This is a genomic window from Kocuria varians, from assembly GCF_006539885.1.
Classification (GTDB): Bacteria; Actinomycetota; Actinomycetes; order Actinomycetales; family Micrococcaceae; genus Kocuria; species Kocuria varians.
On the sequence record NZ_BJNW01000006.1, the window covers coordinates 1 to 23,648 of the forward strand.

A 23,648-nucleotide genomic window follows, 5' to 3' on the forward strand; every position below is an offset into this window, starting at 1 on the left:
GGGCCGGCACCCTGGTTGCGGGGTGCCGGCCCGCCGTCGTCCCCCGGGCGGAGCGTGTCGGCGGCCGGGGGTAGGTTGGACGCGTGACTGACACGACCCTGACCCTCATCCGCCACGGCCAGACCGACTGGAACCTGCAGGGACGGTTGCAGGGCCGCTCGGACATCCCCCTCAACGAGACCGGCCGCGAGCAGGCCCGGGAGGTGGGCCGCGAGCTGGCCGCCTCCGGCCGCCACTGGGACGCCCTCGTCTCCTCGCCGCTGCAGCGCGCCCGGGAGACCGCGGAGCTGATCGGCGAGCAGATCGGGCTGACGCTCTCCGGGACCTACGAGGACCTCGTGGAGCGCTCCTTCGGGGACGCCGAGGGCTACGACTGCACCGGCAAGTCGGACGAGCAGCGCCACGCCTTCATGGAGGAGCACGGCGAGACCACCGAGGACGTGATCCGGCGCGGCATCGCGGTGCTGCAGCGCATCGTCGCGGACCACCCGGACCAGGACGTCATGGTCGTGGCGCACGGGACCATCATCCGCCTGACCGTGGACCGCATCCGCGGCACGAAGCTGCACAGCCTCGCGAACGGCGAGGTCCTGGACGTGACCGCCGCGGAGGTCTGCGCGGCCAGCGCGTCCGAACCCCGCCCCTGAACGGCCCGCGGGAGGGCCACAGTGCCCCTGACGTGTAGAAGTGCCCGGATCCGGTGAAAGGATCCGGGCACTTCTACACCTCGGCACCTGAGGAGTGGTGCCGGCGCTACGAGAGCGGAGACCGGGACTGCTCCGGGGCGGAGGGCACGGCCGGAGCGGCGGGCCGGTGCGCGTAGAGCATCGCCAGACCCGTGCAGACGAAGCCGCCCACGGCGTTGCCGAGCAGCACGGGGAGCTGGTTCCAGAGCCACCAGTCGGCCACGGTGACGTCCGCGCCCAGCAGCATGCCCATGGGGACCATGAAGAAGTTGACCACGGCGTGCTCGAAGCCCAGCCCGTAGAACGCCATGACGGGCAGCCAGATGGCGGCGATCTTGCCGATGGTGTCCTTGGAGGTCAGCCCCATGAACACGCCCAGGCACACGAGCCAGTTGCACAGCACGGCCTTGACGAACACCGTGGCCATCCCCGCCCAGCCGAGGGCCTGGTAGGCCGTGGTCTTGGCCTGGGCGGTCTCGACGAAGCGCCGGCCGAGCTCGGCGGCGTCGTGCGAGCCGAAGCCCGTGAGGACGCCCGCGTACACCAGGGCGAAGACACCCGCGCCGATCAGGTGGCCGATCGCGACCACCAGGACGTAGCGGCCCACGGCGGACCACGGGACGAGGCCCCGCAGGGCCGCCATGGGGGTCGTGGCGAAGCCGCCGGTGAGCAGCTCCATGCCCATTAGGATCACGATGGTGATCCCCGCGGGGAACAGCAGCGCACCGACCACGGGTGATCCGGAGCTGACGGCGGCCGAGACCGCGAAGGACGTGGTGGCTCCGAGGACGGCGCCGCCGAGGACCGCGCGCAGGAGGAGCGTCCCGGACGGGGTGGTGGCCTTGGCCTGGCCGGAGCTGATGGCCGCGGCCACCACCTCCGTGGGTGACACGTTGCTCACGGGGTCAACTCTCTCTCGTCGTGGGGCCCCGGTGGGTGACGGGGGCGCGGCGGATCCCGTGGGGTGGGAGTCCGCGAGGGGGGAAGCCGAAAATCGATGCCCGGACGAGTGTAGAACCCGGCAACAGGAGGACAGAACCGCGCTCCCGTCTGGTCCGCGTGAGTCCGGAGCCCTAGGGTTGGGGAGGTATGCGGCAGTGTGGCCGTGAACGGTGCGGACGCCAGGGTCGAAGGAGGCCCCGTGGGTTCGCGTGCCGTGCCCGATCGGGCGTCACGTGCCACGCCGTGGAGTTACCACCGAACTCGACGAACGAAGGCGTGATGCAGCAGTGACCCCTCCTCCGGACACCACACAGGCAATCCCCGCAGTGTGGCAGCGACCGCAGTGGCGCGGCGCGCAGTCGTGGCTCAACGAGTACTACCGCTCCGCTCCGGACGCGGACATGGCGGCCACGGACGAGCAGGTCCTCACCGAGCGTGCCGAGACGCACCGCGGGGTGGGGCGGGTCCGGGACGAGCGCGAGCTGTGCGTGGACGTCCTCGAGGACCACGGCCGGACCGTGCTGTACATGGTCACCACGGACATGCCGTTCCTGGTCTCCACGCTGACCACGGAGATCGCCGCGAACTGGGGCGGCGCGGAGCTCGTGCTGCACCCGCTGCTGCTGGCCACGCGTGACGCCGCCTCGCACGAGCTCACCGCCCTGGACCGGCTGCCGGAGATCTCGTCCGTCTCGTCCGGGGACACCACTTCCATCCCGCTGACCCGCGACATCATCGGGGACGCGGCGTCGGACAGCTCCACCCGCACCGCGGTGGAGTCCTGGATCCGGGTGGAGCTGCACGGTTCCCTGGACGAGGCCGAGCGGCAGCAGTTGCGCGAGCGCGTCGAGAAGCTCGTGGCGGACGTGGTGCGCGTGTCCGACGACCAGGAGGCCATGCTGCGCGAGGCCGGGGTGATCGCGCAGTCGCTGGACCCCCTGGAGAACATCACGTTCCCGGACGGCTCCCACCTGCCGGACGTTCGTGCCGCCAAGGACTTCCTGGAGTGGCTGCGGGACGGCAACTTCGTGTTCATGGGCATCAAGCGCTACGACCTCGAGTCGGACGGCGAGGACGCCGTGCTGCACTCCCGCCCGGACACCGGCCTGGGCCTGCTGCGCGAGCGTGGCACGCAGGGCCATGCCCAGCGGCTCACCGGACTGGGCAGCGTGCACGCCCGTGACCACCAGGTGGTCTTCGTGACTAAGGCGAACCGCCGCTCCTCGATCCACCGCCGGGAGTACCTGGACTACATCGGGGTGCGCACGTTCACGGCGGACGGTGAGGTGGACGGCGAGTACCTGCTCCTGGGCCTGTTCTCCCGCCACGCGTACTCCGTGCCCGCCCAGCAGACCCCCATGGTCCGGGAGAAGGTGCAGCGGGTGGTCCGGGACTTCGGGTTCCTCCCGGACTCGCACTCCGCCCGCGACCTGATGGGCATCATCGAGGACTACCCCCGCGACGAGCTGTTCCACATGTCCGCCGCGGAGCTCAGCGAGACCGCCGGTGCGGTGCTGGCGCTCAACGAGCGCCGTCAGACCCGCGTGTTCCTGCGTCAGGACACGTTCGGCCGCTTCATATCTGCCGTGGTCTACCTGCCGCGCGACCGCTACAACACCTCCGTGCGCCAGCGCATCGAGACGCAGCTCTACGACGTCTTCGCCGCCGAGGCCATCGACTTCGAGGTTCGCCTAACGTCCTCCTCCCTGGCCCGCCTCTTCTTCCGCATCCGTCTGCCCTACACGGGCCAGGTGCGCGAGTTCGACCACGAGGAGTTGGAGGCCCGGCTGCGTGCCGCCGTGCGCTCGTGGCCCGAGTCCCTGGGGCGGGCGATCGGCCTGGAGTTCGACGACGAGCAGGCTTCCACCCTGGGTTCCCTCTGGGCGGACGCCTTTCCCGGCTCCTACCGCGAGGACTACGAGATCGAGGAGGCCATCCAGGACCTCAAGCGCTGCGAGGAGCTGTGGGGCCGCGACCCGAACCTGCCCGCCGAGGTCCGCGTGGCCGAGACGGATGGCCAGGTGCGCCTGAACATCTACCTCACGCAGGCCCTGTCCCTCACGGAGCTGCTGCCGCTGCTGCACAACCTGGGGCTGCGTGTCCTGGACCAGCGCCCCTACACGGTCACCCCGGCGGACGGCCGCGAGTTCCAGCTCTACGACTTCGGCGTGGAGCTGCCGGCCGGTGTGGACCCCACGGGCCCGGACGAGGCCAAGACCGAGGACATCATCGAGGACACCCTGTGCGCGGTGCTCTCCGGGCGCTCCGATTCGGACAGCCTGGACCGCCTGGTGCTCACCGAGCGCATGAGCTGGCGCTCGGTGGCCGTGCTGCGCGCGTACGTGCGGTACCTGCTGCAGCTGGGCTACCCCAACTCCTTCGAGTACATCGCGGACACCCTCGTGGCGTACCCGCAGGCCACGGCGGAGATCTCCGAGCTGTTCTCGGCGAGCTTCGACCCCGAGCGCTTCGGGGACGACGACGCCGCCCGCGAGACCGCGCGCGACGCCGCCCTCGAGCGCCTGGGCGCCGTGCTGGACGAGGTCCCCAGCCTGGACGCGGACCGGCTCTTCCGGGCGCTCGCGGACGTGGTCTCCGCGACCCTGCGCACCAACGTGTTCCAGCACCGCCCCACGATGGCGTTCAAGCTGGACCCCGCCGCGATCCCGGCTGCACCGCAGCCGCGCCCGGCGTACGAGATCTGGGTCTGGTCCCCGCGCGTGGAGGGCACGCACCTGCGCTTCGGCGAGGTGGCCCGTGGCGGCCTGCGCTGGTCCGACCGCCGCGAGGACTTCCGCACGGAGGTGCTCGGGCTGGTCAAGGCGCAGATGGTCAAGAACGCCGTGATCGTGCCCACCGGCGCGAAGGGCGGGTTCTTCCCCAAGCAGCTCCCGGACCCGCAGACGGACCGCGAGGGCTGGCTGACGGAGGGCCGGGAGGCCTACAAGCTGTTCATCGCGTCCCTGCTGGACGTCACCGACAACATCGTGCGCGAGGCCGAGGCCGAGGCCGCGCAGGACGGGACGGACGCGACCGGGCAGACTGCGGCGTCGTCGTCCGCCGAGGACGCCACCCCGGGTGCCGGCGCGGTGGAGCCCGCCGAGACCTCCGGCGAGGCCGGCGACACCGTGGTGCACCCGGAGAACGTGGTGCGCCGCGACGGCGACGACTCCTACCTGGTGGTCGCCGCGGACAAGGGCACCGCCGCGTTCTCGGACACCGCGAACGCGATCTCCCTGGAGCGCGGCTTCTGGCTCGGGGACGCCTTCGCGTCCGGCGGGTCCGTGGGCTACGACCACAAGGCCATGGGCATCACCGCCCGCGGCGCGTGGGAGTCCGTGAAGCGCCACTTCTTCGAGCTCGGCCTGGACACCCAGTCCGAGGCGTTCACCGTGGTGGGCGTGGGAGACATGTCCGGGGACGTGTTCGGCAACGGCATGCTGCTCTCCGAGCACATCCACCTGATCGCGGCGTTCGACCACCGGGACGTGTTCCTGGACCCCACGCCGGACGCCGCCGCCTCCTACAGGGAGCGCGAGCGGCTGTTCAACGCGGGGCGCACCTCGTGGCAGGACTTCGACCGCAGCGTGATCTCCGAGGGTGGCGGCGTGTACTCGCGTCAGGAGAAGTCGATTCCGATCACCCCGCAGGTGCGCGAGGCGCTCGGGATCGAGGACGGCGTCACCTCGCTAAGCCCGCAGGAGCTCGTGCGCCGCGTGCTGCTGGCCCCGGCGGACCTGCTCTACAACGGCGGCATCGGCACCTACGTGAAGGCCGCCTCGGAGACGAACCAGGAGGTCGGGGACAAGGCGAACGACGCCATCCGCGTCAACGGCGAGGACCTGCGCGTGCGGGTCATCGGCGAGGGCGGCAACCTGGGCGCCACGCAGCTCGGCCGCATCGAGGCCGCGCTGAACGGTGTCCTGGTCAACACGGACGCGATCGACAACTCCGGCGGCGTGGAGTCCTCCGACCGCGAGGTGAACATCAAGATCCTCGTGGACGGCATGGTCCAGGCCGGTCTGCTGGAGCAGGAGGAGCGCGCCGAGTTCATCGAGTCCATGACGGACGAGGTGGCCGAGCTCGTGCTGCGCACCAACGTGGCGCAGAACGTGCTGCTGACCACCGAGCGCGCCCGCGGCGTCGAGTTCACGGAGACGTTCATCCGGCTCATGCACTGGCTCGAGGAGAACGCGGACCTCAACCGCGAGCTCGAGTTCCTGCCCTCGGACGAGCAGCTGCGCGAACGTGCCACGCAGGACCAGCCGCTCACGAGCCCGGAGCTGTCCGTGCTCACGGCGTACTCCAAGATCCAGCTCACCAAGGCGCTCGTGGACAGCGACCTCGCGGAGGACCCCTGGTTCCACGGGACGCTCTCGCAGTACTTCCCGGCGCAGATCCGGGAGCGCTTCGGGGACGAGCTGGACACCCACCCGCTGCGCAAGGAGATCATCTCCACCGTGGTGGCCAACCGGATCGTCAACTACGGCGGGATCGCCTTCGCGTACCGCGTGGTGGTCGGCTCCGGCGCGGACCTCGCGGACATGGCGCGCGCGTTCGTGGCGGCCATGGAGATCTTCGAGCTGCAGGACTACGCGGACCGGCACGCGCACCTGGGCACCGAGGTGCCCCTGGAGCTGTGGAACCGGATGTCCCTGCGGATGCGCCGGCTGCTCGACCGGGTGGTGCGCTGGTTCCTGCACCGCCAGATCGGGGACTCGGACATCCAGGAGCTCGTGAACACCTACCGGCCCATCGCGCGCCTGCGCTTCGGGACCAAGCAGCTCATGAGCGCGGAGTCCCAGGAGCGCACGCGCGCTGAGGCGGAGCTCGCCGAGCGCCACGGCGTGGCCGAGGACCTCGCCGTGGAGTGGGCCGAGCTGCTCGACGCCTACTCGCTGCTCGACGTCGCCCGGCTCGCCGAGTCCCAGGGCCTCGCCGGCCCCGAGGGCGAGGAGAGCGGGGAAGCCGACGCCGCGGCGTCGTCCTCCGAGGAGACCGCGGCCGCGACCAACGCGGACGGTGTGAGCGTGCAGATGGTCGCGCGCGTCTACTTCGCGCTCTACGACCGCTACGGACTCGAGAACCTGCTCAACCGGATCTCGGCGCTGCCGCAGACCACGCGGTGGGAGAACATGGCGCGGATCGCGATGCGCGAGGACCTCTACGCCACGCTTGTCGCCATCGCCGCGCAGGTGCTGCAGGTCCCCGGGGCCGACGCCGCGGAGAAGGTCGAGGCGTGGGAGCAGGAGAACGCGGACCGGCTCGAGCGGCTGCGCGAGGTGCTCGAGGAGATCGAGTCCATGACGCGCTCGGAGGACTTCGGCTCCGAGCTCGCCGCGCTCTCGGTCGCCCTGCGGACCCTGCGGGGTGCGCTGGCGGACTGAGGCACGTCCCGGGGCCCGAGCCCGCCGTGCGAGCACCCCTGTACGGGGGATGCGGCGGCGACCGGTGGCAGAGGCCGGCTCTCCTGACGACGCCCGGGTGGCGGTTCCCACGGAACGCCACCCGGGCGTCGTCGTCGCCGTGCGGTAGTGTGACTGGCATCACACAGAGTGGCCACCCGGGCCGCCCGCCGCGTTGGGAGAGAACATGAACCAGAAGATCTTCAAGGGACTCGCACCGCTCGCCGTGGCGGGGGCTCTGCTGCTCACCGGGTGCAGCCAGGGCGGTGACACGGACGACGCCGCCTCGTCCTCGCAGTCCGCGGCCTCCGGTGCCGCGAGCGGGCAGGCCTCGGACGGGGCGTCGTCGGGAGCGTCTGCGGGGGCTTCCGACGGCGCGTCGGACGGTGCCTCGGGTGGTGCGTCCGGCCAGGCGGGGGCCTCCGGTGACGGTTCCCAGGGTGGCTCGGGCGGTCCGGGTGGCTCCGGCTCCTCGGGCGACGGTGCGGGCCAGGGCGGGGCGCAGGCCGGCTCCGCGGAGGGTGGTGCGGCCGCCGGCGGCGCAGCTGGTGGTGGTGCGGCCGGTTCCGGGACCTCGGGAGGTGCCGCGGGTGGCTCGGCCGGTGCCGGTGGCGCTGCTGGCGGTTCCGGTGTGAACGGCGGTGCGTCCGGTGGTGGGGCTGGTGGCACGAACAGCGGTGTCAAGGGTGCGGGCGGCTCCGGCTACGCGCCGATCGACAGCGGCACCGGGACCATCGGCGCGGGCCAGTACGTGGTGCAGGCCGGGGACACCCTCGGCTCCATCGCGCAGCGCTCCGGCGTTCCGGTGGCGAAGCTCTACCAGGCCAACCGCGACCGCATCACGATGCACACCATCCGCGTGGGACAGGTCATCACGATCCCGCAGATGTGAGATCGACTCTGCGGACGCCGTACGTCGGCGGACCGCAACGGCCCCCGGGCCTGCCTCCGAGGATGCGAGGCCGGGGGCCGCTGCGCTGGGCGGTTCGCTTTCCGGCCCCACGCGGGTGACTGCGGCGTCGGGCCCCGGGATGGCCCACGCGCCGTCGACCGGCCCTCCGCCGCTCACCCGAGCGAACGCGGCAGGGGTGTGCGAGCACCCGCTCCGGCAAGCCTCTCGCGACGCAGCGCGTGCCCGGGTGATCGCGGCGTCGAGCCCCGGGCCTCAGTGACCCGGGACGGTCCGCGCCCCGTCGGTCATCTCTCGACCTTGATGAGGCCCTTCGCGCCGCGCTCCGCCTCGGCGAAGGAGTGGTTCACGAACGTGTAGGTCCCCGGCTCGGGGAATGCCAGCTCCACGAAACCGCCCTGTGCGGCACTGAGGTCCAGTGCCTGGGCGCCGCCCGTGCCGCCGGGGTTGGACGCCGCGGTGGGGGTGAGCTGGTAGGCGCCCTCCTTGTACACGGTGTCGAACTGGCCGCCCACCACGTGGAAGCTCAGCCCCTTGGAGGGCCCTGTGGCGAGCACCCAGATCCGCACGCGCTCGTCCGGGCGGGCGGTCAGCGGGGCGTGCATGTACTGGGTGGCGTGGCCGTTGAACATCGTGAAGCTAGGGCGCCCGGCCGCGATCTTCTCCGGGTCCACGACGGCGTCCACCCCCTCCGGCAGGTCCGGCTGGGTTTCCGCCGGGGCGGAGAGGTAGGTCTCGTTCTGCACGAGCAGGTACTCGCGGTCCACGGCGGGCAGGTCCGGCGGGTCGATGATCACGGCGCCGAACATGCCCGCCGCCACGTGCGTGCTCATGGGCATGCTCGAGCAGTGGTAGAGCCAGATGCCCGAACGGTCTGCCGTGAACCGGTACACGAGCGACTCACCCGGGGCGATGGTGCGCATGGTCTGGTCCGGGGAGACGGTTCCCGCGTGGAAGTCCACCGAGTGGCCCATGGAGCCGTGGTTCTCCAGCGTGATCTCGAACGTGTCGCCCACCTTCCCGCGCAGCGTGGGTCCCATGTACTGGCCGTTATAGGTCCAGGCGTCCATGGTCACGCCCGGGGCGACCTCGCGCGCGACCTCCTGGACATCGAGGGTCATGCGGTGCACGGTCTCGTCCGATGCCGGTGCCAGCACGGGGGAGCGGGTCTGCGCGTCTTTGCCCGGCGCAGCGGAGAGGTCCGCGTGCGCCGCGGGATCATCGCCGGTCGACGCCGCGGCCCCGGAGTGGTCGTGGGCGGTGTCGCCCACCGCGGCGCCGTTCTCGTCCACGGGGACCACGTTCACGGTCATGCCCATGGAACGGTGGCCGATCACGGAGCACCACCCCTCCAGCGGGTCGGTGACCACGCCCACGTCCACGGTCGTCGTGGCCCCCGGATCCAGGCGCCCGGAGGTCGCACCGTTGGCGAACACGAGGTCGTGCACCATCGCCGGATCGTCGTTGACCAGAGTGACCACAAGCCGGTTGCCCCGCGGCACACGGATCTGGGAGGGGTCGAAACGCATGTCCTCGCGGGCATGTATCGTGACCTCGGTGGTTTCCCCCGTGCCCTCGGAGGAGGCGGGGCCGCCGCTGAGCGAGAACCCCGCGGACTGCGGCGCGACCGCGATCCCCGCCGCGACCGCGAGCACCACGGTCAGCACGCCCGCCAGGAACTGGGTGAGCGGAGACACCCCCGGGCTCGACGACGCCGCGCCGCCCGACGTCCGCGCGGCCCCTCCGCCGGTGGCCCGGGGGCGGGATCCGTCGTGACCGTCGTCCGGGGTGCGGGCCGGAGCGGCGGCGGCGTCGTCGGAGGTCGTGCGGGCGGCACGTTCGGCGGCGAGGCGGCGTCGCGCGGCGACCGAGACCTTGGCGGAGGAGATCATCAGCGGGATGAACGCGGCGAGCACCACCGCGCCCACGATGGACACGAGCGCGCGCACCCACGAGGGCAGCACGCCGGCGGGCAGGGCGAACAGGGCGATGCAGAGGTTCGCGACGGTCGCGCGGTAGACCCCGGCGCGGTTCATGGCGGCCAGAGACGCGCGGACCGTCGCGGGGCCGCCGCCCATGGTGGACGGCAGGATGTAGCTCATGGCACCGAACAGCGTCTGCACCAGGAAGCCCGCGACGAACGGCACGGTCAGGGTCTGCGCGACCGAGGTCTCCAGGCCGCGGGTCGCCACGAGCCACGCCGCGAGCACGGAGGTGACCACGAGCCAGGCGACGCCCGAGGCGAGGGACCAGCCCATGTAGCCCTCGGGGCGGCGTCGTCGGGCGGTGCGCAGCATGACGAACCCGACCAGCGCGGCTCCGGCGGCGTAGAGCGCGAGACCGGCCGCGGTCAGCGCGGGCACACCGGTCAGCGCGAACAGCGCGCTCAGCAGACTGCCCGCGGCCATCAGGGGCAGGGCGATCCGGGAGAGCCGGACGGCGTGGTCGTGCATGCGGGTGCGCAGGACCGTGGGCCACAGGCTGATCAGCGTGGCGCTGACGGTCAGGCCCACGAAGCCCAGCACGTTCACGGACTGGTGCGCGAGGAGCAGGCGGGCGTGCCACGTCTCGGGCAGGTCCCTGGCCAGGATCGCGCCGAGGACCGCTCCCACGGGCAGGAAGAACGCGGCGGTCGCGTACCACCGCACGGTGATCCCGAACCGCGCGGGCAGCGCCTGGCGCAGCTGCCGCAGCAGGGACAGGCCGTGCCAGGTGAGCATCCCACCGATCACAGCGGCCGCCACGACCGTCAGCCACCACCAGCCGGCGAGCATCCCCACGATCAGCAGCACCGTGCCCGCCGTGACACCGTAGATGCGCACCACCTGGCGCGGGCGCGCGGAGTCCGGGAACTTGTGGTGCAGCAGCGCCTCCGTGAAGTGCTGGGACCACACCATGATGGACGTGGTGATCAGACCCAGCGTGACCATGTGCACCATCAGCCACCGGGTCTCCGGGATCCAGCGGTGCACCCCGATCACCACCACCAGGGCCACCAGCCACCACCTCACGGGCCGCCCGGCGGTGCGGTGCCACGAGCGGCGACGCCGGCCCTTCACGGGGGAGGGACGCTCAACGGCGGTGGGGGTGGGCACGGTGCATCCGATCTCTTATCTGGCTTCTCACATGCCATGTTAGGCCGCTCCGGGGCGCGGTGTCCCTGGGCGCGCCCGCCCGGAACAGCGCCGACGGGTGCGGGCCTGGGCGCCGGAGTCGTTCGGAGCTGCCCACGCGCCTCCTCTGCGGGTCGGGTGCTGGCGAGCCCCGTCGGTCGGTCCCGCCCGTACGATGGCACGGTGACCGCAGACATCATCGCCACCGTCGTGACCGCCCTGCTGCTCATCGTGGGGTGCGTGGGCATCGTGATCCCGGTGCTTCCCGGATCCATCACCGGCCTGGTGGGGCTGCTCATCTGGGCGTTCGTGGTGCGCGCACCGGAGGGCTGGGTGGTGCTCGCGCTCGGCGGGACGCTGCTGGTGGCCGGGATGTCGTCCAGCCTGGTGCTCACCGGCAGCACCCTCAAACGCCGGGCGATCCCCAACCGGACGCTGCTCTTCGGGGTGGCCGGGGCTGTGGTCGGCATGTTCGTGATCCCCGTGGTGGGGCTGCTGATCGGGTTCGTGGTGGGCCTGCTGCTCTCCGAGACCGTGCGGAACAGGAACCTCACCACGGCGCTGGAGACCTCCTGGGTTGCGGCGAAGGCCATGGGGCTGGGCATGCTCGTGGAGCTCTCGTGCGCGCTGCTGGCGTCCTTGACGTTCATCGTGGGGGCGATCATCTTCTTCGTGACGGCGTGACGGCGTGACGGCGTGACGGGGCTGCGCTCCCGCCGCGTCTCGTTAGAGTCGGGGGCATGACGACTCAGACTCCTCGCATCCGCTCCGTGGCCGTGTTCACCGGCGCGAAGGACGGCGCCTCACACGAGTACGCGCGGACGGCCCGGAGGACGTCCTCCCGCTGCTGACGGACTGGCAGCCGCCCGCGCCCAAGTGGCGGTGAACAGGCGGCGGTGAGGCAGCGCCCCGGACCGGGTCAGGCCGGGATTACAGGATTAAGTGCAGCTTCTGCCGCCGGGGGCTCTTCCAGCGGCAGAAGCTGCACTTAATCTTCGGAGACGGCGGGGCGAGGTCCTGCCTGGCGGAGTAAATGCAGTCTGAGCGGTTCCGGGCTGCATTTGCTCCACTTCACAGCACGCGCGGGTGGCACGGAGGACGACGCCGCCGTCCCGCCTGGTGCGCGCCGGTCCAGGTTGCCCCGCGCGGCGACCGTCCCATCCGCTCACACCCGCCAGGGGAGCGGGACGACCTCCATGTCCTGGCCGGGCTTCATCCCGTCCTCCGGGACGACCAGCAGCACGTCCGCGTGGGCCAGTCCCGAGAGCATGGCCGGTCCGGTGGCGGGCTCGGGGACCACCCGGCCGTCCTGGAGGTAGGCGGGGATGATCCGGGTGACGCCGGCGGGGTCGAGGCCCTGCCCGGCCGTGATGCGCCGCGTGACGGGCATTCCCTCCCCGGTGGCGCCGGCGATCAGCGCGTGGCCCACGGTGAGCAGACCGGTCATGGCGGACAGCGGTGAGCCGGGCAGCGCGAGCACCACGGGACCGTCCTCGGGCAGCTTCGCGAGGATCACGCCGTGGGCGGGTTCCTGGGCCACGCCGTCGATGATCAGGTGGGCGTCCAGCTCCTCGAGGGCCTGGCGGACGTGGTCGTCCTCGCCGTGGCCGGTGCCTCCGGTGGTGACCACGATCTCCGCGCGGGCGTCCAGCAGCGAGTTCGCACCCATGGGGGACTCCGTCAGTGCGGAGACCGTGCCCTGGGCGCCGTCCGCCACACGCCGCACCTGGTCCACGTTCGCCCCGAGCTCGTGCAGCACGGCCGGCAGCTGCAGGCTGAGGGAGTCGCGCACCTCGCCGGGTCCGGGGATGCCGTCCTCGACCACGTTGGCGAAGCCCAGCAGCACCGTGACGCGCGGGCGGCGTCGTACCGGGAGCATGTCGTGACCGGCGCTTGCCGCGAGTCCCAGGTGCACGGGGTTGAGCTTGCGCCCGGCGCGCAGCAGCAGGTCGCCCTGCTCGATCTCCTCGCCCACCGCGCGGACGTCCTGGTTCTTCACGAGCGGTGCCGCCGGGGTGGCGTCCTCGAGGGTGTCGCCCTCCTCCGGCTTGCGGCCGTGCTCGGTGTCCTCGGGGATCTGCGCGGTGGGGTCCGCCGGGACCACGTGGCCGCGGTGGGCCTCGAGTACCGCGGTGGTGCCGAACGGGACGGCGTCCCCGGTGTTCACGTGCGTGGCCTCACCGGCGGTGAGCTCCACGACCGGCAGCATCCGCTTCTCCGGCGGCAGCGTCAGCAGCAGTCGCTCGTCCGTCTCCGTGGGCTGCGGGACCCGGATGCGCCACGGTCCGTCACCGGCCACGGCCCAGCCGTCCGCAGCGGCGGAGGCGTAGTGCGGCACCGGCATCTCCGCGGTGACGGCCTCCGCGAGCACCTCGTCCTGGCACTGCGCGAGCGGCAGCAGGATGTTCGGGAGGGGCTGCGGGAGTCCGTACGCGATCCGCCGGGCCTCGTCCCACTGCGCCCACTGCACCGTGGGCTGCTGGCCGTCCTGACGGGTCCCGTGCTGCTCGTGGTCCTCGCGGGCGGCGGGATCGTGCGGGTGCGGAAGTCCGGGCATGATGTCTCCTCAGCGTGCTGATTCAGTACAGATCGAGCCTACGGACATCATCCCACGTGTCCACGTCCGCGGTGCTGCCCTCCGGCACCGGGGTCTCGCGCCACCGCAGGTGCCGCCACACCGAGCGCACGGAGGCATCGGTCGTGGGAGCGGCCTCGAGGGCGCGCTCCAGGGCCCCGGTGCGCAGCAGCACGGCCAGGTGCTCGAGCCGGCCCTCGGTGGAGACCGCGACCACGCCGTCCACCTCCGAGGACGCAGGCGAGGAAGAAGATGACGACGACGCCGCCCGCGCCGCCTCCTCCGCCCGCGCCGCCGCCTCCGCCCGCGCCGCCGCCTCGACGAGCGCCGGGAGCGCACGGTCCACCGCGGGCATGTCGCACGCGAGCACGGCGGTCCACGCCCGGCGGACGGGGAGCCCACGGAGGGCGACGGTGCCAGCTGCGATCGCCGCGGCCGGCCCGGAGAAGGGCGGGTCCTCGCGGGTGCGCAGCACGTCCGCCGGAAGCTCCTGGTCCTCCGGCCCCACGACCACCACCGTGCCGAAGGGCCGCGCGGCCGCCACCGTGTGCGCCAGGAGGGTGGATCCGCCCAGGGGCAGGCCCGCCTTGGGGGTGCCGCCCAGCCGGGAGGAGCGCCCACCGGCTACCACGACGGTGTCGAAGCCCGTCAGGCCCGGCTCACCCGGCGCCGCGGAGGAGGTGACCACCGCTCAGAGGGTGGACTCGGCGTCGTCGAACTCGGGGTCCACGTCCGCGGGGCGGGGCTTCTTGGGCAGACCCGCGATCCGCAGGGCGCACTCGACCACGAGCAGCAGGAACGCGATGTAGTACAGGATCAGCGTGGGGTAGAGCGCGGGCAGGCGCTGGCTCATGCCCACCAGGGAGAGCACCACCAGGATGACCGAGGCGATCAGCACCACCATGTGCGCCGTGCCGAAGGCCCCGGGGCGGCCCTTGCGCGCCAGGTAGGCGGCGCCCAGGGCGAAGAGGATGGGGAACAGCAGCTGCCCGGTGAGCGTGATGCCGTCCTGGACGTAGGGGTAGATCCCCATGGCCTGGACGGCCGCGGTGACCACGAGCAGGAGCGGGGCGACGATCGACTTCATGACACACCAGTCTAGGCGTGGCGCGCCGCGGGCGACGCCGCCGGGGAGGGCGCGACCGCGGGTCACGGCGGGGCTCCGGGAGGCGCGGAGAAGGCCCACCAAACCGCCCGGGACGTTGGACAACACCGTGCCGAGAATCCATTAGGTCACAGAAGCATGCTGTATTTCCGCAGGTCAGGGTGGGGTTCTGCGACATGCGCCACAGCCACCCAAATCCGCAACCTCGATACCAGATTGCCCTAGGATTCGGGTATGGCTACCACCCAGACACCCGCCGGGATCGACGGTCCGGCGTCCGAGGCACTCCTGAAGATGGGCCGGTTCTTCTCCCGCTGGGACGAGACCCCGGACGGTCGCGCCGTGTTCCGCGAGGGTGGCCGCGCGGGGGACGCGTTCTACCGCAACCGCTGGAGCCACGACAAGGTGGTCCGCTCGACCCACGGCGTGAACTGCACGGGCTCGTGCTCGTGGAAGGTGTACGTCAAGGACGGCATCATCACGTGGGAGGCGCAGGAGACGGACTACCCCACGGTGGGCCCGGACCGCCCGGAGTACGAGCCCCGGGGCTGCCCGCGCGGTGCGGCGTTCTCCTGGTACACGTACTCGCCCACCCGGGTGCGCTACCCGTACGTGCGCGGCGTGCTGCTGGAGATGTACCGCGAGGCCAAGCGGATCCACGAGGATCCCGTGAAGGCGTGGGAGTCGATCGTCAACGACCCCGTGAAGCGCCGGGAGTTCCAGCAGGCCCGCGGCAAGGGCGGTCTGGTGCGCGCCTCGTGGCAGGAGGCCGTGGAGATGACCGCGGCCGCGCACGTGCACACCATTGAGAAGTACGGTCCGGACCGCTGCACCGGCTTCTCCCCGATCCCGGCGATGTCCATGGTCTCCCACGCCGCCGGGGCGCGCTTCATCAACCTCATCGGCGGGGTGATGAACAGCTTCTACGACTGGTACGCGGACCTTCCCGTGGCCTCCCCCCAGGTCTTCGGGGACCAGACGGACGTGCCCGAGTCCGGCGACTGGTGGGACGCCACGTACCTGATGATGTGGGGCTCCAACATCCCGGTGACCCGCACGCCGGACGCCCACTGGCTCTCGGAGGTGCGCTACCGGGGCACCAAGGTGGTCTCGGTGAGCCCGGACTACGCGGACAACACCAAGTTCGCGGACGAGTGGCTGCCCGCGCAGGCCGGCACGGACGCCGCGCTCGCCATGGCCATGGGCCACGTGATCCTCAAGGAGAACTTCGTGGACCGCCGGGTGCGGTTCTTCGAGGAGTACGTCCTGCAGTACACGGACCTCCCGTTCCTGGTCTCGCTCGAGCAGCGCGCGGACGGCACGGTGGTCCCGGACAAGTTCGTCACGGCGCAGGACCTCGCGGCCGCGGGGGACGACGACGCCGCGGCGCAGGCCGATCCCGGCTTCAAGACGGTGCTGCTGGACCGGCACACCCACCGCGCGGTGGTGCCGAACGGCTCCATGGGCTTCCGCTACAACGAGCAGGACGAGGGCCGCTGGAACCTGGACCTGGGGGACACGCTGCCGGCACTGTCCGTCGCGGACTCGGCGGGCTACGAGGGCGGCACGTCCACCCTGGAGCTGCCCGCGTTCACGGACCCCACGGGCGTGGGCTCCGTGATCCACCGCGGCGTTCCCGTCACCACGGTGGCCGGGCGCACCGTGACCACGGTCTTCGACATCATGCTCGCGCAGTACGGCGTGGGCCGGGACGGGCTGCCGGGGCAGTGGTCCGCGGGGCTCGACGACGCCCTCACGCCCTACACACCGGCGTGGCAGGAGGAGGTCACCTCCGTCCCGGCGGAGGCCGTGATCCGCACGGCGCGCGAGTTCGCGGCGAACGCGGAGAAGTCCCACGGCCGCTCCATGATCATCCTGGGCGCGGGCATCTGCCAGTGGTACCACGGGGACACCACCTACCGGGCGATCCTGGCCATGCTCATGCTGTGCGGCTGCCAGGGCCGCAACGGTGGCGGCTGGGCGCACTACGTGGGGCAGGAGAAGGCGCGGCCCATCACCGGCTGGGCCGCCATGGCCTCGGCCAACGACTGGGTCCGCCCGCCGCGCTTCATGATCGGCACCGCGTTCTGGTACATGCACACGGACCAGTGGCGCTCGGACGGCTACTCCTCCGACTCGCTGCAGTCCCCGCTCGCGGACGGGCACCTGAAGAACATGCACACCGCGGACGTCGTGGCGCAGTCCACGCGCCTGGGGTGGATGCCGTTCTACCCGCAGTTCCACGAGAACTCGCTGGACGTCGCGGACGCCGCGATCGCCGGTGTGGAACGCGGCGAGGCGGCGTCGGAACCCGAGTGGATCGCGCAGAAGCTGAAGTCCGGGGAACTGAACTTCGCCGTGGAGGACCCGGACGCGCCGGAGAACTGGCCGCGCACGCTCGTGCTGTGGCGCTCCAACCTCTTCGGCTCCTCCGCGAAGGGCGAGGAGTACTTCCTCAAGCACCTGCTGGGCACCCACAACAGCGTGCGCGGTGAGGACCACACGGACGCCCGCCCGCGGGACGTGCGCTGGCGGGACGAGGCGCCGGAGGGGAAGCTGGACCTGTTGGTCTCCGCGGACTTCCGCATGACGTCCTCCACGCTGCTCAGCGACGTCGTCTTCCCTGCCGCCACGTGGTACGAGAAGTACGACCTCTCCTCCACGGACATGCACCCCTTCGTGCACGCCTTCACCCCGGCCATCACCCCGCCGTGGGAGGCCAAGACGGACTGGAAGATGTTCCAGCTGCTCGCGGACGAGGTCTCCCGGCTCTCGGCGGGCCACCTGGACACCCGGCGGGACGTCGTCGCCACCGCCCTGCAGCACGACACCCCCGGTGAGATCGCCCAGCCGGGCGGGCACGTGCCCGAGTGGAAGGGCACGGACGTGCCCGCGGTGCCGGGGAAGAACCTGCCGCCCATGAAGATCGTGGAGCGCGACTACACGGCCATCGGGGACAAGTTCGTGGCCCTCGGCCCGCTCGCGGACACGCTCGGGCTGACCACCAAGAACGTCACGTTCGACGTCTCCGAGGCCGTGGACCGGCTCGGGCGTCTGCACGGCGTGTACGACTCAGGGCCCGCCGAGGGCAGGCCCGCGCTGGACTCGGACGCCCGCATGGCCGAGGCGATCCTCACGCTGTCCGGGACCACCAACGGATCGCTCGCGACCCAGGGCTTCGAAACCCTTGAGAAGCGCGTGGGCAAGCCGCTCTCGGACCTCTCCCGCGGCTCCGAGGAGAAGATCATCTCCTTCAAGGAGACCCAGCAGGGCCCGGTGCCGGTGATCACCTCCCCGGAGTGGTCCGGGTCCGAGACCGGTGGGCGCCGGTACGCGCCGTTCACGGTCAACATCGAGCGGCTCAAGCCGTTCCACACGCTGACCGGGCGCATGCACTTCTTCCTGGACCACGACTGGCTCAAGGACATGGGCGAGATGCTGCCCGTCTACCGCCCGCCGCTGGACATGCACCGGCTGTTCGGGGAGCCGCAGCTCGGGGACAAGGGGGAGCTGTCCATCGCGGTGCGCTACCTCACACCCCACAACAAGTGGTCCATCCACTCGGAGTACCAGGACAACCTGTTCATGCTCTCGCTCTCCCGCGGCGGCACGAACGTGTGGATGGCGCCCCAGGACGCCCAGGCCATCGAGGTCAAGGACAACGACTGGGTCGAGTGCGTCAACACCAACGGGGTCTTCGTGGGCCGCGCGATCGTCTCCCACCGCATGCCCGCGGGGGTGGTGTACGTGCACCACGCGCAGGAGCGCACGATCGACGTCCCCAAGTCCGAGACCACGGGAAAGCGCGGCGGCATCCACAACTCCGTCACCCGCATCCTCGTGAAACCCACCCACATGATCGGTGGCTACGCCCACCTGTCCTGGGCCTTCAACTACATGGGGCCCACCGGAAACCAGCGGGACATCGTGTCCGTGGTCCGCAAGCGTTCGCAGGAGGTTCAGTACTGATGCGTGTGATGTCGCAAGTCGCCATGGTGATGACGCTGGACAAGTGCATCGGCTGCCACACGTGCTCGGTCACGTGCAAGCAGGCGTGGACCAACAGGGCCGGCACCGAGTACGCGTGGTTCAACAACGTGGAGACCCGCCCCGGGCAGGGCTACCCGCGCCGCTACGAGGACCAGGACCGCTGGAAGGGCGGCTGGGAGCTGAACCGGCGCGGCAACCTGAAGCTGAAGTCCGGCGGGCGGCTGAAGAAGCTCGCCCAGCTCTTCGCGTCCCCGGTGCAGCCGGAGCTGAAGGACTACTACGAGCCGTGGACGTACGACTACCAGAACCTGGTCAACGCCCCGGCCGGTGACGACTTCCCGGTGGCCCGTCCCAAGTCCCTGATCACGGGCAAGGACACCAAGATCGAGTGGTCCGCGAACTGGGACGATGACCTCGGTGGCGCCACGGAGATGGGTCACCTGGACCCGGTGGTCGAGAAGCTGCGCAGCGAGGCGAACGAGCGCATCAAGTTCGAGTACGAGCAGACGTTCATGTTCTACCTGCCGCGGTTGTGCGAGCACTGCCTCAACCCGTCCTGCATGGCCTCGTGCCCGTCCGGCGCCATCTACAAGCGCACCGAGGACGGGATCGTGCTCGTGGACCAGGACCGGTGCCGCGGGTGGCGCCAGTGCGTGACCGGGTGCCCGTACAAGAAGATCTACTACAACCACAAGTCCGGCAAGGCCGAGAAGTGCACGTTCTGCTACCCCCGCATCGAGGTAGGCATCCCCACGGTGTGCGCGGAGACGTGCGTAGGGCGCATGCGCTACATCGGCATCTTCCTGTACGACGCCGACAAGGTCACCCAGGCGGCCGCGAGGCCCAACGAGCAGGACCTCTACGAGGCCCAATTGGACCTCATGCTGGACCCCAGCGACCCCGAGGTGATCGACGCCGCTCGCCGGGACGGGATTCCCGAGGACTGGCTCGAGGCGGCCCGCAAGTCGCCTGTGTACGCACTCGCCAAGACCCTGCGCGTGGCCCTGCCGCTGCACCCCGAGTACCGCACCATGCCCATGGTCTGGTACGTCCCGCCGCTGTCGCCCATCGTGGACCTGCTCAAGGAACAGGGCCACGACGGCGAGGACCCGGACAACCTGTTCGGCGCCATCGAGTCCCTGCGGATCCCGGTGGAGTACCTCGCAGAACTGTTCACCGCGGGGGACACCGAGCTGGTCACCCACGTGCTGCGCAAGCTCGCCGCGATGCGCGCCTACATGCGCAACGTCACGCTCGGGGACGAACCGGACGAGTCGATCGCCCAGGCCGTGGGGATGACGGGTTCCGAGATCCGCCAGATGTACCGGCTCATGGCGATCGCCAAGTACGACGAGCGCTACGTGATCCCCGCCGCCCACGTGGAGGACGCCCACAACCTCGAGGAGATCGGGTGTTCCCTGGACGTGGACGGCGGCCCGGGCATGGGTCAGACCGGCGTGTTCGGTGAGGCCTCCGGCCGACCCATGCCGGTCGCCGTCGAGAACTTCGCAGCCTTGCGGGCACGGCAGACGGGCGAGGACCCCACGGGCAATGACCAGTTGGCCGGTCGCGTGAACCTGCTCAACTGGGACGGCAACGGCACCCCCGCGGGATTGTTCCCGGCGCAACCGGAGCGAGATGCGGCGTCGCTCGCGGCGACCTCTGACAACCCGGGTTCGCGACCGGACCAGGGCACCGCCGGGGCGAGCGGGGGCCGGTGATGGGGCTGCTGTCGAGCCTTCTGGGCAGGGCCGGGAAGGGGACCGTGGAGGTGCCCGGGTACCGGGACCGCAGCCCGCAGCGTTCCGCGGTGATCCGCCAATCGGCGGCCCTGCTGCTGAGCTACCCGCGCCCCGAGGTGATCGAGCAGCTGCCCCTCGTGGAACGGGCGCTGACCGAGGTGGGCGTGGACCCCGAGCAGGTGGCGCCCCTGATCCGGTGGCTGCGGGAATCGGACCTGCGGGAGATCCAGGGCGACTACGTCCAGGAGTTCGACCTGTCCCGGCGCCACAGCCTGCACCTGACCTATTGGACGGACGGTGACACGCGCCGTCGCGGTGAGGCCCTGTCCGCGTTCAAACAGGTCTACCGCGCGCACGGGTGCGAGTTCGGGGACGAGGAACTGCCGGACCACTTGCCTGTGGTGCTCGAATTCGCCGCGCGGGTCTCCGGCAAGGACGGTTTCGAGCTGTTGCAGCGCTACCGCCCGTCCCTGGAGCTGTTGCGCCTGGCGTTGATCCGGGACGACCTGCCCCAGGCGTGCGCCGTGGAACTCGTGTGCTCCACGCTTCCCGGGCCGTCGCCCGAGGACGAGTCCGCCGTGGCCCGGATGGCCGGTTACGGACCGCCTACCGAGGCCGTGGGCCTGGACGCCTACGACCCCCGCCTGCTGACCATGACCGGAGGAAACCAGTGAACGTGATCGACACCCTCTTGTGGGGGATCCTGCCGTACATGGTCATGCTGACCCTCGTGGGAGGGCTGATCTGGCGGTACAAGTACGACCAGTTCGGGTGGACCACGCGCTCGTCCCAGCTCTACGAGTCCCGGTTGCTGCGCATCGCCTCGCCGCTGTTCCACTTCGGCATCCTGGCCGTGCTCGTGGGGCACATCATGGGGCTCGTGATCCCCAAGTCGTGGACGGAGGCGGCGGGTCTGTCCCAGCACGCCTACCACTTCCTGGCGCTGTCCATCGGTTCGGTCGCCGGTGTGGGAACGCTCGTGGGCATCGTGATGCTCATCGTGCGCCGCCGCCGGACCGGGCCCGTGTTCATGGCCACCACGGCGAACGACAAGTTCATGTACGTGATGCTGCTCGGCGCGATCCTGGCCGGTCTGGCCACCACGGTGCTGTCCGTGTTCGACCCGGCCACCGTGGACTACCGCGAAACGGTGTCGCCGTGGTTCCGGTCCCTGTGGATCCTGCAACCGGACGTGGGGGCCATGGCCGCCGCCTCCACGAGCTTCCACGTGCACGTGCTGTGGGGCATGGCTCTGTTCGCGGTGTGGCCGTTCACCCGCCTGGTCCACGCCTTCACGGCGCCGCTGCACTACCTCTTCCGCCCGTACATCGTCTACCGCTCGCGGGGTAACGCTCCGCGTGCCGGTTCCGTGAACTACCGCCGCGGTTGGGAGCCCATCAGCACCCAGGACCGCGCCAGTTCACGACGCCGCACGCGGCCCCCGCGCGAACGCTCCGGTTCCACGCGCGTCAAGTAACCCGGCCCCTTCCCGCCCCACCCCTGAGGAGAGTCATGTCCGCCGTCCCCGCCGCTGAGGCCGCACCGAACCTGAAACAGGGCCAGTTCAGGAACCTCATCCTGGCCACGTTGGCGTCCACCGTGGGTTTCTGGGCGTGGACCATCGTGGGGCCCCTGTCCAAGCGCTACGCGAACGACATGCACCTGAGCCCCGGGCAGACCGCGATCCTCGTGGCCATGCCGATCTTCGTGGGCTCGATCGCCCGGGTTCCCGTGGGTGCGCTCACCGACAAGTTCGGCGGGCGGCTCATGTTCACCGTCATCCTGGGGATCACCGCACCGCTCGTGCTGCTCACGGGTGTGGTGGGTCAGCTCAACAACTTCCCGCTGCTAGTGGTCGTGGCGTTCTTCCTGGGGATCGCGGGCACCGTGTTCGCGATCGGTATCCCGTTCTGTTCCGCGTGGTACGAGTCCCACCGCAAGGGCTTCGCCACGGGCGTGTTCGGTGCGGGCATGGTGGGTACTGCGGTCTCCGCGTTCTTCACCCCGCGCCTGGTCGCCGCGACCGGGTACTTCCTGACCCACGTGATCGTGGCCGTCATCGTGGCCGTGAGCGCCCTGCTGTGCTGGTTGCTGCTGCGCGACTCGCCCGCCCGCGCCGGGGTCGTGGCGGAACCGGCCATGCCCAAGCTCAAGGCCGCGTTCAAGCTCAAGGTCACGTGGCAGCTGTGCTTCCTCTACGCGGTGGTCTTCGGTGCGTTCGTGGCCTTCTCCAACTACCTGCCCACGTACCTGGCCAACGTGTACTCGTACGATCCCACCGCGGCCGGCACGCGCACCGCGGGCTTTGCGCTCGCCGCCGTGATCGCACGCCCCGTGGGCGGTACCCTCGCGGACCGCTTCGGTCCCAAGATCATCACCCTGCTCTCGTTCGGCGCCACGATCGTGCTCGCGATGCTCGTGGCCCTCCAGCCCAGCGGTGAACACGTCTACGGTCCGCTGTTCCTGCTCATGGCCCTGTTCCTGGGCCTCGGCACCGGCGGTGTGTTCGGCTGGGTGGGTCGGGCGACCCCCGCCAAGAACGTGGGCACCGTGGGCGGGATCATCGCCGCGGCCGGCGGTCTGGGCGGCTACTTCCCGCCCCTGGTCATGGGTGCCACCTACGACCCCGAGAGCAACTCCTACTTCGTGGGGCTCACCCTGCTCGCGGTGTTCTGCCTTGCCGCGTTCCTGCTGGCACTGGTGGTCCGGCACGGGGGGCGCAAGGCCGAGAAGTGAGGTTGGCGGCGTCGTCGTCCGAGGCATGGACGACGACGCCGCTGTCACCCCTCCGAACGGGCGCGTAGCGCGTGCTGCACGAGCGCCATGCACTCCTCGGGGGAGTAGTGCAGCTGCCCGGCCACCTCGTCGAGGTACCGGGCGGCGGCGCGTGCCGCGGCGGCGTCGCGGTCGTCCCGGCCCTGCGCGATGAACGTGCCCTTGCGCCCGCGTGTCTCGATCACGCCGTGGGTCTCCATCTCCCGGTAGGCCTTGGCCACGGTGCCCGCGGACAGCCCCAGCTCGGACGCGAGCGCGCGCACCGGTGGGATGCGGTCACCCACCATGAGTTCCCCGGAGGAGACGTCCCGCAGGACGCATTCCACGAGCTGTTCGTACACCGGTGTGGAAGCGGCGGGATCCACCGTGAACATGCCTTGTCCCCTTCGATCGACTCCCCTCATG

The 23,648-nt window shown here is 70.9% G+C and carries 15 protein-coding genes; 9 read left to right on the top strand and 6 right to left on the bottom strand.

Annotated elements, in window-relative coordinates:
* The first annotated feature begins 83 nt into the window (after positions 1-83).
* Positions 84-647: a histidine phosphatase family protein gene (locus tag KVA01_RS04330; protein ID WP_141269081.1), complete on the top strand. Its 564-nt coding sequence runs from the start codon at positions 84-86 to the stop codon at positions 645-647.
* A 106-nt stretch (positions 648-753) separates the two neighbouring features.
* Here KVA01_RS04330 and KVA01_RS04335 read toward each other — a convergent pair whose 3' ends face one another.
* A complete protein-coding gene (locus KVA01_RS04335) occupies positions 754-1,587 on the bottom strand; it encodes a formate/nitrite transporter family protein (RefSeq protein WP_068468268.1) in 834 nt (277 codons plus the stop codon).
* Between the two features lie 328 nt (positions 1,588-1,915).
* On the opposite strand from KVA01_RS04335, the gene KVA01_RS04340 reads away from it, so the two are divergent.
* Positions 1,916-7,015 carry an NAD-glutamate dehydrogenase gene (locus tag KVA01_RS04340; protein WP_141269083.1) on the top strand — a complete coding sequence of 1,700 codons (5,100 nt, stop codon included), beginning with the start codon at positions 1,916-1,918 and terminating at the stop codon, positions 7,013-7,015.
* Positions 7,016-7,220: 205 nt separating this feature from the next.
* Positions 7,221-7,925, top strand: a complete 705-nt coding sequence (locus KVA01_RS04345) for a LysM peptidoglycan-binding domain-containing protein (protein WP_141269085.1) — start codon at positions 7,221-7,223, stop codon at positions 7,923-7,925.
* Between the two features lie 305 nt (positions 7,926-8,230).
* On the opposite strand, the gene KVA01_RS04350 is transcribed toward KVA01_RS04345, so the two are convergent.
* Positions 8,231-11,038, bottom strand: a complete 2,808-nt coding sequence (locus KVA01_RS04350) for a multicopper oxidase domain-containing protein (RefSeq protein WP_233438756.1) — start codon at positions 11,036-11,038, stop codon at positions 8,231-8,233.
* A 201-nt stretch (positions 11,039-11,239) separates the two neighbouring features.
* Here KVA01_RS04350 and KVA01_RS04355 point away from each other — a divergent pair, with 201 nt between their 5' ends.
* Positions 11,240-11,740, top strand: a complete 501-nt coding sequence (locus KVA01_RS04355) for a DUF456 domain-containing protein (protein WP_141269087.1) — start codon at positions 11,240-11,242, stop codon at positions 11,738-11,740.
* Between the two features lie 481 nt (positions 11,741-12,221).
* Here the strand turns inward: KVA01_RS04355 and KVA01_RS04360 are convergent, their stop codons facing one another.
* The 3 genes from KVA01_RS04360 to KVA01_RS04370 are packed head-to-tail and all read right to left on the bottom strand — an operon-like array spanning position 12,222 to position 14,718.
* Complete coding sequence (locus tag KVA01_RS04360; protein WP_141269089.1) at positions 12,222-13,613, bottom strand: molybdopterin molybdotransferase MoeA; 1,392 nt, start codon at positions 13,611-13,613, stop codon at positions 12,222-12,224.
* Between the two features lie 22 nt (positions 13,614-13,635).
* Positions 13,636-14,319 (bottom strand): molybdenum cofactor guanylyltransferase, encoded by a 684-nt coding sequence (gene mobA, locus KVA01_RS04365; RefSeq protein ID WP_141269091.1) that lies wholly within the window; start codon positions 14,317-14,319, stop codon positions 13,636-13,638.
* A gap of 3 nt (positions 14,320-14,322) precedes the next feature.
* Complete coding sequence (locus KVA01_RS04370) at positions 14,323-14,718, bottom strand: hypothetical protein (protein WP_141269093.1); 396 nt, start codon at positions 14,716-14,718, stop codon at positions 14,323-14,325.
* Between the two features lie 252 nt (positions 14,719-14,970).
* Between KVA01_RS04370 and KVA01_RS04375 the strand changes: the two genes are divergently transcribed.
* The 5 genes from KVA01_RS04375 to KVA01_RS04395 are packed head-to-tail and all read left to right on the top strand — an operon-like array spanning position 14,971 to position 23,204.
* Entirely contained in the window at positions 14,971-18,705 is a 3,735-nt protein-coding gene (locus KVA01_RS04375) for a nitrate reductase subunit alpha (protein ID WP_141269095.1), read from the top strand.
* Positions 18,705-20,447: a nitrate reductase subunit beta gene (gene narH / locus KVA01_RS04380; RefSeq protein ID WP_068468281.1), complete on the top strand. Its 1,743-nt coding sequence runs from the start codon at positions 18,705-18,707 to the stop codon at positions 20,445-20,447. Before KVA01_RS04375 ends, narH begins: the two co-directional genes overlap by 1 nt.
* Positions 20,447-21,142: a nitrate reductase molybdenum cofactor assembly chaperone gene (gene narJ, locus KVA01_RS04385; protein WP_068468283.1), complete on the top strand. Its 696-nt coding sequence runs from the start codon at positions 20,447-20,449 to the stop codon at positions 21,140-21,142. Before narH ends, narJ begins: the two co-directional genes overlap by 1 nt.
* The gene (gene narI, locus KVA01_RS04390) at positions 21,139-21,945 is read left to right on the top strand and encodes a respiratory nitrate reductase subunit gamma (protein WP_068468284.1); all 807 of its coding nucleotides are present in this window, start codon (positions 21,139-21,141) and stop codon (positions 21,943-21,945) included. The genes narJ and narI overlap by 4 nt, the downstream gene beginning before the upstream one ends.
* Positions 21,946-21,980: 35 nt before the next feature.
* Positions 21,981-23,204 carry an MFS transporter gene (locus KVA01_RS04395; RefSeq protein WP_068468286.1) on the top strand — a complete coding sequence of 408 codons (1,224 nt, stop codon included), beginning with the start codon at positions 21,981-21,983 and terminating at the stop codon, positions 23,202-23,204.
* Between the two features lie 44 nt (positions 23,205-23,248).
* Here KVA01_RS04395 and KVA01_RS04400 read toward each other — a convergent pair whose 3' ends face one another.
* Positions 23,249-23,617 (bottom strand): GntR family transcriptional regulator, encoded by a 369-nt coding sequence (locus KVA01_RS04400; protein ID WP_068468289.1) that lies wholly within the window; start codon positions 23,615-23,617, stop codon positions 23,249-23,251.
* Positions 23,618-23,648: the final 31 nt, after the last annotated feature.

What these genes read in the sequence shown, in the direction of transcription:
- narH (WP_068468281.1), top strand. Translation starts at nt 18,705, where the DNA reads ATGCGTGTGATGTCGCAAGTCGCCATGGTGATGACGCTGGACAAGTGC.
- KVA01_RS04375 (WP_141269095.1), top strand. Translation starts at nt 14,971, where the DNA reads ATGGCTACCACCCAGACACCCGCCGGGATCGACGGTCCGGCGTCCGAG.
- KVA01_RS04345 (WP_141269085.1), top strand. Translation starts at nt 7,221, where the DNA reads ATGAACCAGAAGATCTTCAAGGGACTCGCACCGCTCGCCGTGGCGGGG.
- KVA01_RS04360 (WP_141269089.1), bottom strand. Translation starts at nt 13,613, where the DNA reads ATGCCCGGACTTCCGCACCCGCACGATCCCGCCGCCCGCGAGGACCAC.
- narJ (WP_068468283.1), top strand. Translation starts at nt 20,447, where the DNA reads ATGGGGCTGCTGTCGAGCCTTCTGGGCAGGGCCGGGAAGGGGACCGTG.
- KVA01_RS04370 (WP_141269093.1), bottom strand. Translation starts at nt 14,718, where the DNA reads ATGAAGTCGATCGTCGCCCCGCTCCTGCTCGTGGTCACCGCGGCCGTC.
- KVA01_RS04395 (WP_068468286.1), top strand. Translation starts at nt 21,981, where the DNA reads ATGTCCGCCGTCCCCGCCGCTGAGGCCGCACCGAACCTGAAACAGGGC.
- KVA01_RS04400 (WP_068468289.1), bottom strand. Translation starts at nt 23,617, where the DNA reads ATGTTCACGGTGGATCCCGCCGCTTCCACACCGGTGTACGAACAGCTC.